This is a genomic window from Dyadobacter sp. HNCC25DJ183 (assembly GCF_056895175.1).
This window is the reverse complement of the sequence record NZ_JBXHAP010000008.1, coordinates 153,591-167,426: the sequence shown is the minus strand read 5'-3', so window position 1 is coordinate 167,426 and position 13,836 is coordinate 153,591. Positions and strand designations below refer to the sequence as shown.

Genomic DNA, 13,836 nt, shown 5'->3' with positions numbered 1-13,836 from the left:
ACGCTTTTCCCCGACCAACCAGAACCTAAAAGATGAGAACATACCTGGATTTTGAAAAACCTATGGCCGAGCTCGAACGTAAGCTCGAAGAAATGAAGACATTGGCGCAGGAAAACAATGTGGATTTTTCAGACGCCATTTCCTTATTGGAAAACAATATCACAAATCTTCGAAAAGAGATCTTTGAAAACCTGACGCGCTGGCAGCGTGTTCAGCTTTCACGTCACCCGGACCGCCCCTACACGCTTGACTACATCGAGCTGATTTGTGACGAGTTCATTGAATTGCACGGTGATCGCCAGGTACGTGATGATCCGGCTATTATTGGCGGGCTCGCGAATGTAGGCGGACAGTCTTTTATGCTGATTGGCCAGCAGAAAGGGCGCAACACAAAGCAGCGTCAGCACAGGAATTTCGGGATGCCAAATCCGGAAGGTTATCGTAAGGCATTGCGCCTGATGAAGCTGGCCGAGAAATTCAACAAGCCCATTGTCACGCTGATCGACACGCCGGGTGCATTCCCGGGTATGGAAGCCGAAGAACGCGGACAAGGCGAAGCCATCGCGCGGAACCTGAAAGAAATGTTCATGCTGAAAGTACCGGTGATTTGTATTGTGATCGGAGAAGGCGCTTCTGGCGGTGCACTGGGTATTGCGATAGGTGACCGTGTTTTAATGCTTGAAAATACCTGGTACTCGGTCATCTCTCCCGAAAACTGCTCTGCGATCCTGTGGAGGAGCTGGGATTTCAAGGAGCAGGCAGCGGAAGCGATGAAGATTACGGCCAAGGACATGAAGAAAAACGGCCTGATAGACGGAATTATCCCCGAACCGCTCGGAGGCGCACATCTGGATCATAACTGGATGGCCGAAAAGCTGAAAAAAGTAATCCTCGAAAACATATCATCACTTACTTCCATCAACGAGCAAGACCGCATTGACCAGCGCATCGAGAAGTTCTGCGCCATGGGAGTTGTGGTTGAGTAGCTAATAGCCAGCAACACCCAAAAACTATGAAAAATCCGCAGATCAAGAACATTATTTTCGATTTAGGCGACGTCATTCTGAACATTGATGTTCCTGTTGCGTCGAAATCATTTGCGGAACTGAGTGGCCGGGAACAGCGCGAAATACTTGAAATTTTTAGGGATAACGACATTTTCCGGCATTTCGAGACAGGCTCGCTCGACGAAGCAGGATTCCGTGATTTTGTAAGAAAGATCCTGGACTTCTCAGATCTGTCCGACGAGGCAATTGATACAGCCTGGAACAGTCTGCTGCTTGATCTCCCACCCGAGCGCGTGGAACTGCTTCAAAAGCTGGCGACCAAATACCGGATTTTCCTGCTTAGCAATACCAGCTCCATTCACATTACCCAGGTTAACAAAATCCTGAAAGCCTCAACAGGTATCGACAGGCTGGAAGATCTTTTTGAGATAGTCTTCCTTTCTTATGAAATGGGCCTGATGAAACCCGATACGCGCATTTACCAAAAAGTGCTCGATCAGGCCGGCATTAAAGCAGAAGAGACGCTGTTCTTAGACGATAATTACGACAACATTCAAGGCGCAGCGAAGCTTGGCATTGCTACTATTCACGTTCAAAAGCCGACCACCATTCTGGAATATCTAAAAGAATATGCAGTCTAGCACACGCACTTATCTGATTCAGGCGATACTTTTTATTGTGACTGTAATCACAACCACTTTGGCAGGTGCTGAATGGATTTTTGGTAATATTTTCTCATTCGTTTACGACTTTTTCGCATTTCTTGGCGGGGTTGATGCCGCAAAATCCATTGAGGCTGAATCCCGGTTAATGGGCTGGGAGCAATTCAAGCAAGGCTTCCATTTCTCCATTCCATTCCTTGCCATACTGACCATTCACGAATTCGGTCACTATTTTGTAGGAAGGGCCCATCAGGTAAAAGTGACCTTGCCTTATTACATTCCAATGTGGTTTGGTTTCTCGCAAAGCATCGGCACGCTGGGCGCGTTTATCCGCATTACTTCTGTCGTAAAATCTCGTCTTAAATTCTTTGATATCGGGATCGCCGGTCCATTGGCAGGCTTTGTCGCGGCGCTGGCGGTACTCTGGTACGGATTTACGCATTTGCCGCCAGTGGATTATATCTTTACGATCCACCCGGAATATGCGCGATTCGGATCCAGCTACCCGCAGTTTGTTTATGAAAATGCCTCAGGTAACCTTGTATTAGGCGATAATATCCTTTTCTGGCTGTTTAAAACTTACGTTGCAAACCCGGAGAGACTGCCGCATCCTTACGAAATGCAGCATTATCCTTATCTGCTGGCAGGCTATCTCGCCTTGTTTTTCACATCACTTAACCTGATCCCGATCGGCCAGCTCGACGGCGGCCACATTCTTTACGGTTTGATAGGAAAAAAGAAATTCGATGTGGTAGCGCCCATTCTGTTCGGGCTTTTTGCATTCTATGCGGGTCTTGGCCTTTTTCGTGCAGAGTCTTTCGCAACGGGCAGCGACGCAATCTTCTACGAACAGCTGCTGTATCTTTTCATCTACATTTACCTGCTTTATATCTGTTTTAAAAGGGTTTTCGATAATCTTAGCACCGCATTGATGTGCAGCCTGATCATCGTCGTACTCCAATTTGCATTGTCTTACCTGCGACCAGATTTGCAGGGTTCGACTGGCTTTCTGCCTTTTGTATTTATACTTGGACGTTTTCTGGGAATCAAACATCCCGAAACTGAACAGAACGAACCGCTCGACACGCCACGGATTATTCTGGGGATTTGCGCGCTGATCATATTTGTAATCTCATTCAGCCCGACTCCATTTATCATTGTCGAATAATGGGACGAAGCAGCAGCAACTATTCGCGCAGGGAATTTATCAAAAGTTCGGCAGCGACGGTGCTCCTTTCTAACATACCCAGTTTTTCAGAAACTTATATCAACACAGTTCAGGGCAGGATCAAACCTGCCGGACTTGGCAAAACACTTATTCACGAACACGTACTTGTTGACTTCATTGGCGCCGGCCAAATTTCATCCGACAGATGGGAGCACGGGCAGGTGATCAAAAAAGTACTTCCTTACCTGATCGAGATTAAGGAACGGGGCTTCCAAAGTATCGTGGAATGCACCCCTGCATTCATCGGGCGGAATGTCAGATTGCTGGAAAGACTCTCGGAAAGATCCGGTCTTCAAATTCTGACAAATACCGGCTACTATGGCGCGTCAGATAATAAATACCTTCCTGAATGGGCCTTTACCGAAACTGCTGAGCAACTTTCAGCCAGGTGGACAAGTGAATTTGAAAATGGTATTGAAGGGACAAATGTGAAGCCTGGATTTATCAAAACCGGCGTAAACAGTGGCGCATTATCTGAACTCCACCAAAAACTAATAAAAGCAGCTGCATTGACACACCTGAAAACGGGACTGACCATCTGCTCTCACACAGGTCCTGCGCTTCCCGCCGCTCAGGAAATCGAGATCCTGCAAAATGCCGGAGTAAGTCCCGCAGCTTTCGTCTGGGTACATGCAAATGGCAGCTATGAGGAAATGGAAAGGATCGGGAAAACCGGCTGCTGGATTAGTTTGGATGGAATAAACGACGAGGACATTGATAAAATGGCGGCTTTGCTTGATCATCTCAAAACAAAGCGCCTGTTGAATCAGGTTTTGATTTCACACGACGCCGGCTGGTATCAGCCAGGCGAGCCCGATGGAGGAAAGTTCAGAGGGTATACTTCCATTTCCGACAAGCTCATTCCCGCATTAAAGCAAAGCGGATTTACCGAAAAAGATATCAATCAGCTGCTGATTACAAACCCTGCAAATGCATTCGCGATAAAGATTCGTAAGCACTAGTGCGCTCATAAGCCATTAAGTTTATTCTTGACAAATTGCCAGTCGTGACCAATTAGGCTTTCCATTTGAATACGCTCCTTTTCATCGTACCTTCTGACATATTTTCTGGCTTTACGAAGTAAAAACGGCTCGCGCACAATAGGCGTGAAAAATGGGTCGGCGCCTAAAAACCTTTTTGTAAATAAATGAGTTGTCGTTCCGTTTGTGTAAAAATAGCGACCAAACTGCCTGGCGAGATATTCTAATGCACTCACTGTGTAGAACGATATATGTTGACCGGTTTCTCCTGAGATATAGTACCATTCCGAGATATTGTCAATGTTCGCGGGAATAATCTCGGTAGTAAACAGGATGTTATCAGCTAATTTAAGAATATCATTTATCTCCCGATATGGGTCAGCTAAATGCTCAAAAACTTCAAAAGCCGTAACAAGCTCAAATCGATTATCTTCTGTTAATTGATCGAAATCGAAGTACTCGGCAAAAAGATTGTCACAAAATTGATCTGTGTGGTAAAATTTGAAACCTTTATCCCGCATCATACGTGTGAACAACCCGTACCCTCCTGCGTAGTCTAAAAAAGCTCATTGTAGTCAAAGAACTTGACAAGGAGCTTCTCGGTGAGATCGGCCAGGTTAGAGTTTCTGCGAACCAGACCAACATCCAATTTTGTAATCGCATTTTTATAAGCTTCATCAAGCCAGTAAGGCTCCTCGGTTTGAATAAATCCCGTCTGTTTGCAGCGATAATATTTGACATCATATTTGTGGAGTATCTTAAATGAAAACAGAAGTTCAGTTTCTCCGCCCGTGATCTTGCTTTTCATAATCTGTAAAATGCTTGCTTTAAACATCCAAGAAGCAGTTTTAAGATTAGAAATACAGGATCGTTTAATTAAAGGACGAAATGAGATTTTGAATGGTCATGTACCTTATTCACTCTTCCATTTCAATCCGGAAAACAGTCCAGCCGTCTTCTTCCGTTTTCAACGAAAAGCCGAAATTGTGGTTCACGAGGATTTCCCTTGTCAGTGTTAAACCAATTCCCTGACCATCTTTTTTGGTACTGAAAAACGGATTAAACAAACTTGCATTCACTTCCTGCTCAATAGGCGTGCCATTGTTTTTGATCAGCAGCAGCGACTGAGTCAGATGTATTTCAATTACATTCCCAGGCGCACAAGCCTCCATTGCATTCTTGATCACATTCACCAGAACGTGCTCCATTTGGCCGGTATCGACACTTTTAACAATAGGTGCCTCCGGCAAAAATAACTGAATGGAAACCTGACGCTCAGATGCCGCTGCCTGCATAAAAGTACTTACATCACGAACCAGCAGGGACAAGTCGGCAGTTGCGCGATTGGGTGTCGGTAACCTGACCACATCGGCAAAATTCCGCATAAAGCGAGTAAGTCGCCCGTTTCGCTCCGATGCAACGCCGAGTGCTTCTTTAAGCTCCGTAAAACCAGGATCAGTCAGGATATTGCGGGTAGTTTGTAAAATAGAATCGGTGGCGCCAAGCGTATTATTCACTTCATGCGCCATCATCCTGATCACTTTTCCATACGCATTCTTTTCGGATACCAGCAGCTCGTTCGTGAGCTCTTCGATCATCAGAAAGGACCTTTTAAAACCCTTATCCATAAAATGCGAGCGTTGCACCTTGAAGGTCACGACGCCATTTGTCTTCACTACACGCGAGTCTCCATCCTGCATATCCACCAGCTCGTGCAACAGCGGCAGGTTGGTTTCATTCAATGCTTTTCCATGTAACTGTTCCGCAACCGCACCAAATTGTTCCTGCGCCTTGTGGTTAAGAGAATCGATTTTCTCGTCATAGTCGAGAATCACAATGGAGATCGGCGAAGCTTCAATGAGCTTTTCCAGAAAGAAATGCTGCTCGTGCAGGCGCGTGCGCTCTTCCCGCAGCTGGTCGATCATCAGGTTGTAAACTTCGATCAGGGTATCAATTTCACCCTTGCCTGTGGGCACAAACTTGATCGAAAAATCCTTGTCCTTGATCGCTTCGATCCCGGATTTCACAAATTGGATAGGTTGCATAAAGTTTCGGTACAGCTGAATGGATGCGGCAGCAGATAACAACAGAAATACCTCGGAAGCAATGAATAATGGCTTGTTTTCAGAAAGCAGATTGGCAACCAGAATGATTAACACCAAATGCAGTACCGCAATGTAGCTGATGTATTTGGCGCGGGTAGATAGCCTCATTGTTCGTCAGGATCGAAGGATATACCATACTTTTCAAGCCTTCGGTAGAGTGCAAACCGAGTGATACCCAGCGACCGCGCTACTTTGCTGATCTTATTCTGATGAAACTGCATTGCTTTACTGATCATCTGGTATTCCATTTCTTCAAGCGTAATACTTCCTACTTCCGGCAGGTTTTTCGCGGCAGCAGGCTGTCCACCCGCAGACAGGTTTTTCTGAAAATCAGCAATATCCAGCGTGTCTTTCGGCGAGAGCAAAACGGTCCTTTCAACCAGGTTTTTCAGCTGCCTAATGTTCCCCTGCAATTGCAATGTTCTCAGCCACTTCAATGCAGGCTGACTGAGTTGCAGGTCGGGGCGCTGGTAAATGGTTTTGAGATTATTTACAAAAAACTCCGAGAGCAGCGGAATGTCGTCGGGCCGCTCCCTGAGTGCAGGCAGCTTCACCGTGATCAGGTTAATGCGGTAGTAAAGGTCTTCCCGGAAAGTGCCAAGTGCGACCATTTCTTCCAGGTTCCTGTTAGTAGCACAAATCACGCGCACATCCACCGTCCTGCTTTTGCTGCTTCCCAGCGGCTCAAATGTCCTTTCCTGCAAAACACGCAGCAATTTCACCTGACTTGGCAAATCCAGCTCCCCTATTTCATCCAAAAAAATCGACCCTTTATTGGCCATTTCAAACCGTCCGATCCGGTCAGACTTCGCATCTGTAAATGCGCCTCTGACGTGCCCGAAAAGTTCGCTTTCAAACAATGTAGACGAAATACCGCCCAGGTTAACCTTTACGAACGGACGCGATTTCCGCTTGCTGTTGGAATGGATTGCCTCCGCAATCAGCTCCTTCCCTGTCCCGCTTTCACCGGTAATCAATACCGGCGCATCAGTAGCGGCGACCCGCCCCACAGTAGAAAGGATTTCGAGCAGCTTGGGATCTTGTCCAACGATGTTTTCGAGATGGTACTTCTGTTCCAGCTTCCGCCGGGTTTCCGATTTCTGCTCCTGCTGTGCGAGATTCAGGATCGTGCGCACGGATTGCAGGAGGTATTCATTCTGCCAGGGTTTTGTAATAAAATCAATGGCACCCTCCCGCATCCCTCTCACAGCCAGGTCGATCGTACCCCAGCCCGTAATCAAAATCACCGGAATGGCGGAATAGCTTTTCTTGATTCGCTGCAAAAGCTGCATTCCTTCTTTTCCGGAGGTCTCGATAGAGAAGTTAAGGTCAAGTAAAATCAACTCCGGCGTAACTGATGTCAAAACCTCAAAAACCTCCTCCGGCGAGCCAACACCCTTCACATCAAACCCCTCGTTTCGGAGAAGTAAAGTCAGGGAAGTCCGGATTGCAATATCGTCGTCGACTATAAGGAGCATAAATATGGGGCTGTCGGCTTTCGGCTGTCGGCTTTCGGCTGTTGGCTTTCAGCTGTTAGCTATTAGACTTAATCAATTATCGTAATTCACTCTTCCCGGTCATTCACTCATTCAAAATTACTCTTCATGCAGCGCTACCGCCGGATGTATGCTGGCGGCTTGTTTGCTGGGGAACCAGGCGCAGAGGGTTACAATGATATAAATAACTACGATCGCCGCCAAGATCGCGACCAGATATACTTCGTTGTCGAGATCGAAAACGTGCATAAGCGGGAATTGTACTGCGAAAACGAGGCCCAGGAGGAGACTAAAACTTGCCAGCACCCATATTTCACCCAGGAACTGGATAGCGACTTTTCCTTCGGTTGCGCCCATCGCACGCCTTAACCCGATCTCATTTCTTCTTTTACCGATGTTAAGGTTCAAAATACCAAAGAGGCCGAGTGCAACATTGGTGAGCAAAAATCCGCTTACGATCAGGAAGATGATAACCGGCACAAGTGTCAGGTTATGCCTGTTTTTGAGGGATTCTTTCAGATAAGTAACTTCTATACCCCAGCCCGGAGCCATCATCGCGATATCCTTCACAAGTCTCGCCTCGAAATGCGCGTCTGTTCCAGGTTTTGTTTTGATCAGCACATTAGAATTCCATGCATCGTCTTTCTTTATCAGCTGGAACATTGCCGGGCTGTCAGACATAAATTCACCTTTTGCCTTAAACCGCTCTACAACTCCCGTTACTTTAAAAAAAACCTTATCCGAACCGCCCAATACCTTGCCCACTGCGACTTCGTCCTGAAATAACTTTTCTTCCAATGCCTTGTTGATCACCACGGGAACAAACTTGGAGACCAGATCGGCATCGCGGTACCACCTTCCCCTGACGGCAGGCAGGTCAATGGTTTCCGACAATTCCGCATCGGTATAATAGAAGTCGCTGCCGATGCTTACCTTCTTGTAGCTCACCGAATTGCTCATCTGATTGGCCGAAAACGGCGTGTTACTGCTCATCCGTGAAGCAGATTCTACCTCCGGGTAAGTCCTGATCCGTTCCATGATCCGGTTCAGCTTGCCTGCTACATTTACGGTGTCCTGGTTATTCGCCAGGTCGACAACCCAGACTTTTTCATACTGAAAACCAATAGGCTTCAAGTAGTTACGCACATTGTACACAATCAGCGAGAGCACGCCGAACAGGACGAGAAACGAAGCCCATATCTCCACAATAAGCAAAGCATGAGCCCCCTTTTTGTTCCAGATCAATTTAAAAAGATGTGAGAGCATTTTTAATTATTGAATGATGAATGAGTGAATAAACGGTGTGATGAATAAGTTTCCTCCCTTTCTCACCCCTTCAAAGCCTCCACAATCCTCAGCTTTGACATCCTGAATGCGGGTAACACGCCGGATAGCAGACCGAAGATCAAGCAAACTGCGATGCTGATGGCGAAAACGGGCAGGTTGATCGTCAGGTCGGCGTAGGCGATCCAGCCGCTGGCGTTGATCATTTTGATAATTGCGAAAGAGAGAATAAGCGCGAATGCACCGCCAATGAACGTGATAAATACATTCTCGATGATAAACTGCCAGAGCAACGCCTTCGCCGGCGCACCGAATGCTTTTCTGACACCGATTTCAGACGCTCTTTCGAGTATTCTGCTCACATTTACATTCACCAGATTAATAGCAGGCAAACCCATAAACATGACCAGCACAAGCGTCACGATTGCATAAAAGATCAGCTTTTGTGAATCGGACCGGGCCAATGTGTTGAGAAAATGATTAAAGTACTTGTCCGCTTTCACGATCAGTACCGTAAACTTCTGTCCATCCTCGATCTCTGCCAGAGGAATGCGCGAGATATTACTGTCAAATTCTGATTGGATCGCAGGAAGGTCGGCGCGGTCTTTGGCGAGCACGATTGCAATGAACCGGCCACGCATTCCCTTGTTCTCATAGTTGCTTTTAGGCGCAGTATAAGGGAAGTAAATATCCGAGTAAGTGTACACCCGAGTCGGTGGCCCGCCTTTTACCACTCCTATCACTTTGTAAATGACATTCTCGATCTCAATATTTCGCCCGACCACAGATCCTGAACCCGGCTCGAAATACTGGTCACGCAATGCGTCAGTAATCACAGCAACATGATCGCCATTTGCGATATTGTTTTCATTGTAAGGCTTTCCTTCCAGAAACTCGAACCCCGTCACATACCAGAAGTCAGCGTCGGTATATTTGGTATTCAGCTTGATCCGCTTTCCATTTACATAGGTGTTGGAAAAGCTGAAATTGGAAAAGATACTCACACGTTCGGCAGATTTCAGGGATTTGGCATGTTTTACCAAAAACCCAAAGCCAGCCGGTCCGGACGACATGCTGTTCATAGTGGAATCCGTTTGCATAACAGTCCCGATATAAAGCGACCTGTCCCGCCGCACTTCCGGGTAATGCGTCCCAAACAGATGGTCCAGGAAGGAGGTCAGCACCATGAGCACAGTCAGGGTAAGACTAATGCCGAACAGTGTTATAAAAGTATAGAAAGGATGCCGCAGCAGAACCTTCCAGGCGATTTTGATATAGTTAGCTAGCATTGTGCTTTGTTGTTAAATCTGTTTATTGGGGAGGAATGGGAGGATGGAGAAAGGGAGGATGGACTTTTGTTTCTTCTTCCTTCGTCCCTTTCCTCCTTTCCCCATTCTCCCTTATCCCACCTGAGTTCCGTCGAAAAGGCGGATTAGTCTGTGGGTCTTTTTAGCCATCGCATCGTCGTGGGTTACCATCACGATCGTCGCTCCGTCGCTGTTCAGCTTTTGCAGGATATTCAGGATTTCATTCCCCATTACACTATCCAGGTTTCCTGTAGGTTCGTCAGCCAGGATAATTTCGGGTTTACCTACAATAGCCCGGGCGATGGCGACACGCTGCTTCTGTCCGCCGGAAAGCTGTTTGGGAAAATGCTTCATCCTGTTGCTCAACCCCACTTTTTCCAGCGCCTCCTGCGCCAGTTCCCTGCGCTCCTTACCAGAGCTATTCCTGTAAAGCAGCGGAATTTCGACGTTATCTATCACCGACAGATCATTGATCAGGTGAAAGCTTTGAAAAATGAAACCCAATTTCTGATTGCGAAGCCGGGCCAGGTTTTTATCCGAATACTGCTCTACCCGGCTGCCATCAATCTCGATATGCCCCTTGGAAGGCTCGTCAAGCAGCCCCATAATATTCAGCAGCGTACTCTTACCGCAGCCCGACGGCCCCATAATAGAAACAAACTCTCCTTTCTTGACATGAATATTAATGTTATTCAAAGCAAGCGTTTCAATAGAACTCGTCCGGTAAACTTTCTCAACATTTTGAAGATTAATCATGGCGCATTTTTAATGAGTGAATGAGTGAATGACTTTTACGGAGGAAAAGGAGGATGGAGGAACGGGAAGAAAGGTATTAACATTGATTTTGAAATAAATGCGGACTTCAGACGGTAAACACTCATACCCCCTTTCGTCCCCTTCCTCCGTCCTCCCCTTCCTCCTAATAAACTATCTTCCTTTTTGCTTCGAAATCATAAAGAGTTAATAATCTCAAACTGTAATACGACTGCCAGTAGTCTCGCAATGCCAGCACGTAATCTCTTCTGGCAATGTCTTTTTCCTGAGTTGCGATGCCGAGGTCGGTTACGCTCAGGTCGCTCAGGATGAATCTTTCTTTGGCGATCTGGTACCTTTCGGCAGCAATATCGTCGGCAGTGCGGGTGAGTTTTACCTGCTTTTGAAGCATTTGCAAAAGGGTTACCTGCGTAAATATTTCCTGTTCAAAGGTTAACTTATCCTGCTCTACTGATTGCCGTGCGAATTCCTGGTTGGTACGTGCTACTTCCGTCCGCGCCTTGTTTCGTCCCCAGGTTAATATCGGCAATACCAGCTGCAATTCGACAAACTCCCGGTCCTGCGGACTGATGTACACGTCACCAGGCACCCTGCCCTGGTTCGATAACCCGAAAGTAGCCACCAGCGACGCATTCAGCCCATTGTCCTTCCGGGCAGACTGCACGTCGCGCTCTGCCTCCAGAAGTTTCCTTTTAAACCCGATTGCTGCTGAGCGGTTCGCGAAAGCTTCGTCAAGTGCAACCTGGGTATCCACTTCAAACTCTTTCGTCTCCAATGGGATACCCAATGCAATGGCGCGTTCGTCCCTCAGGCCCATAAATAACTTCAATTTCAGCGAAGCTACTGCCGCGGCCTGCCGGGCAGAGGCGAGGTCTTTTTGCGCAGTGAGCAAACCCATTTGGAGTTGAAGAAGGTCATTTTGCGAGATTTTACCCAATTCCAGTTTATGCTGCGCAATTTTGTACAAAATATCATTGTTGCTCCTGTTCTTCTCGGCAATCTGCAGATTCACCTGCGCGACCAGCAGATCAAAATAGTACCCGGTAGCGTCAAGCGCAATCTGCTCCATGGATTGTACAAACTGCTGGTTCCCCTCCTGGTATTTCAGCGGCTGGATCTTCCTGTCCCATTTCAAAGGATTGAATTTGAAAAGCGGCTGATCAATACCAATCTCGAAAGGTACTCCATTGTACCGGGTTGTATTTCTTGCAAAATCATCAAACCGCTGCATTTGCTGCTGCACGTAAACCTTGCCACCGGTGAGCGCAATGCTCTGGCTGAGTGACAATCCCAGCAATGCATTGTTGTTGGAAACCGGCTGGAACAGGATCGTACCATCGGGCTGCACCACTTCTATATAACTCCTTTTAAATCCCGGGATCGTGCCGCTGAGGCTTAGCTGCGGTTTGTAATCGGCGAGAAAAGAACGGTACTGCCAGTAGTTCGTTTTCTTCTGGGTAGCCGCCTGCTTGGAAGCAATGGAATTTTCCCGCGCAATTTCCACTACTTCGGAGAGCGTCAGCTGCTGCACCTGTCCGTAGGCGGAGAAAGCCAGAAGCATAAATATCAAATGGAAGAAGTTTCTCATCGCCGCGCTCATTGAATGGTGATTTCTTCCAGATGTTCATACGCATTCAGGTCCGTGAGGATCACCTTCTCTCCTGCTTTCAACCCGCTTTTTACTTCCACAAAATCGAAATTGGACAAGCCCAGCTCCACGTCCCTGCGATAAGCGACGCCATTTTGCAGTACAAATACATGCTGCTTCCTCTTCCCGGTAAATGCCGGTCCATTGGCAACCCGCAGCGTATTACTGCTCTTGTTGGTTACCACATATACCTCCACTTTCATGTTGGGCCTGAGCGATTCGTTCGTTGCATTTTCGAGCTGAATCGTAAATCCGATCACTCCATCTTTCACAGAAGGCTTCACCTGCGTGATCATGCCGCGCATTTCGGCTTCATTGATCCTGATAATGACCGGCAAGCCCGTCTTCACCTGATCTGCATATACGTCGGAGCAGCTGCCTTCAACCCGGAAGCTGCCCAGGTCTGCGACTTTGGCCAGCATTTCACCTTCATTCACCGACGAGCCAATATTTTCATTCACCCAGGTAAGTACGCCTTTCCGGTCGGCCACGATATCGGCCATTTTGAGCTTGTGTTGCAGCTCTTTCAGGTTCTTTCCTTCAATCTGCGCACCCAGTTCGGTTTCTTTCAGGCTGGCACCCATTGACTCCCGGTTATAACGCAGGTCATTTTCCAGAAGGCTTTTTTCAAGCTCGGCTATTTTCAATGCATTTTCTGCGCGGGTAATGTCTTCAAAAGTACCGCCGCCTACTTTCTGCAGGCGCTTTGCATCTTCAAAATCAGCGCGCAATTTGTTGATGTTCAAAGACTTGATCCGATCGTTGATTTCTGCATCGTACAGATCCTTGTTCAGCTTCATTTTGAGTTGATCGATCCCGTTCCGTTTCAATGCAAGCTGGTCCTGGTAACGCTCAAACTCGATCTCGGTCAATGATTTGTCAAGCTCGACCAGCGCCTGTCCCGGCCGTACCTGTGTGCCAGGCGTGATCAGGATGCGCTTGATACTGGCCCGGATAGGACTGGTAAAGATCTGCTCGTAAGCAGGAATGATCTCTCCGCTGGCTGTCAATGTATTTTCAACATCTCCGGTTTCAACCACCGCAGTCCTGATCCGCGCACTTTCCACCGTGCTGGAAAGTGATTTTCGAAAAAAATAAATAACAAACCCGAGCACAACGACGGCGGCCAGCACAAATAGCAACCGTCGGTAGCGGGCGTTTTTCAGGTAGTGAGGGGCAATTTCCCGATCCATTTCGAGGCTTTCTTTTTAAGTAAGGTTCATGGCTAATAATACCTTACCTAGTCCGAATATCATGCCAATGGATAACACACTTATCAACAGACACTTACCTCCTTTCACAAAAGCAAAAAACCGTGCGGATCCGCACGGTTTGTGTGTTATAG

13 protein-coding genes are annotated in these 13,836 nt (G+C 47.2%); 4 read left to right on the top strand and 9 right to left on the bottom strand.

Features of this window, described 5'->3' with window-relative positions; all coding sequences use genetic code 11:
- Window positions 1-32: 32 nt before the first annotated feature.
- From AC1XTG_RS20485 to AC1XTG_RS20470, 4 genes are read left to right on the top strand one after another with little or no spacing between them, the layout of a single operon-like run.
- Entirely contained in the window at window positions 33-986 is a 954-nt protein-coding gene (locus tag AC1XTG_RS20485; RefSeq protein WP_484843235.1) for an acetyl-CoA carboxylase carboxyltransferase subunit alpha, read from the top strand.
- 26 nt (window positions 987-1,012) lie between these two features.
- Entirely contained in the window at window positions 1,013-1,648 is a 636-nt protein-coding gene (locus AC1XTG_RS20480; RefSeq protein ID WP_484843234.1) for an HAD family hydrolase, read from the top strand.
- Window positions 1,638-2,837 carry a site-2 protease family protein gene (locus AC1XTG_RS20475; RefSeq protein WP_484843233.1) on the top strand — a complete coding sequence of 400 codons (1,200 nt, stop codon included), beginning with the start codon at window positions 1,638-1,640 and terminating at the stop codon, window positions 2,835-2,837. The genes AC1XTG_RS20480 and AC1XTG_RS20475 overlap by 11 nt, the downstream gene beginning before the upstream one ends.
- On the top strand, window positions 2,837-3,859 hold the full coding sequence (locus AC1XTG_RS20470; RefSeq protein ID WP_484843232.1) for a phosphotriesterase family protein: 1,023 nt from the start codon (window positions 2,837-2,839) through the stop codon (window positions 3,857-3,859). Before AC1XTG_RS20475 ends, AC1XTG_RS20470 begins: the two co-directional genes overlap by 1 nt.
- A gap of 5 nt (window positions 3,860-3,864) precedes the next feature.
- On the opposite strand, the gene AC1XTG_RS20465 is transcribed toward AC1XTG_RS20470, so the two are convergent.
- From AC1XTG_RS20465 to AC1XTG_RS20425, 9 genes are all read right to left on the bottom strand, one after another.
- Complete coding sequence (locus AC1XTG_RS20465; protein WP_484843231.1) at window positions 3,865-4,401, bottom strand: methyltransferase domain-containing protein; 537 nt, start codon at window positions 4,399-4,401, stop codon at window positions 3,865-3,867.
- A gap of 32 nt (window positions 4,402-4,433) precedes the next feature.
- A complete protein-coding gene (locus AC1XTG_RS20460; protein WP_484843230.1) occupies window positions 4,434-4,685 on the bottom strand; it encodes a hypothetical protein in 252 nt (83 codons plus the stop codon).
- A gap of 109 nt (window positions 4,686-4,794) precedes the next feature.
- Window positions 4,795-6,090: a sensor histidine kinase gene (locus tag AC1XTG_RS20455; RefSeq protein WP_484843229.1), complete on the bottom strand. Its 1,296-nt coding sequence runs from the start codon at window positions 6,088-6,090 to the stop codon at window positions 4,795-4,797.
- Window positions 6,087-7,460, bottom strand: a complete 1,374-nt coding sequence (locus AC1XTG_RS20450; RefSeq protein WP_484843228.1) for a sigma-54-dependent transcriptional regulator — start codon at window positions 7,458-7,460, stop codon at window positions 6,087-6,089. Before AC1XTG_RS20450 ends, AC1XTG_RS20455 begins: the two co-directional genes overlap by 4 nt.
- A gap of 117 nt (window positions 7,461-7,577) precedes the next feature.
- Window positions 7,578-8,744 carry an ABC transporter permease gene (locus AC1XTG_RS20445; RefSeq protein WP_484843227.1) on the bottom strand — a complete coding sequence of 389 codons (1,167 nt, stop codon included), beginning with the start codon at window positions 8,742-8,744 and terminating at the stop codon, window positions 7,578-7,580.
- Window positions 8,745-8,806: 62 nt separating this feature from the next.
- Entirely contained in the window at window positions 8,807-10,051 is a 1,245-nt protein-coding gene (locus AC1XTG_RS20440) for an ABC transporter permease (protein ID WP_056284172.1), read from the bottom strand.
- Between the two features lie 111 nt (window positions 10,052-10,162).
- Window positions 10,163-10,825 (bottom strand): ABC transporter ATP-binding protein, encoded by a 663-nt coding sequence (locus AC1XTG_RS20435; protein WP_056284175.1) that lies wholly within the window; start codon window positions 10,823-10,825, stop codon window positions 10,163-10,165.
- A gap of 163 nt (window positions 10,826-10,988) precedes the next feature.
- Entirely contained in the window at window positions 10,989-12,431 is a 1,443-nt protein-coding gene (locus tag AC1XTG_RS20430; RefSeq protein WP_056286355.1) for a TolC family protein, read from the bottom strand.
- An 8-nt stretch (window positions 12,432-12,439) separates the two neighbouring features.
- Window positions 12,440-13,684: an efflux RND transporter periplasmic adaptor subunit gene (locus AC1XTG_RS20425; protein WP_056284182.1), complete on the bottom strand. Its 1,245-nt coding sequence runs from the start codon at window positions 13,682-13,684 to the stop codon at window positions 12,440-12,442.
- Window positions 13,685-13,836 lie beyond the last annotated feature (152 nt).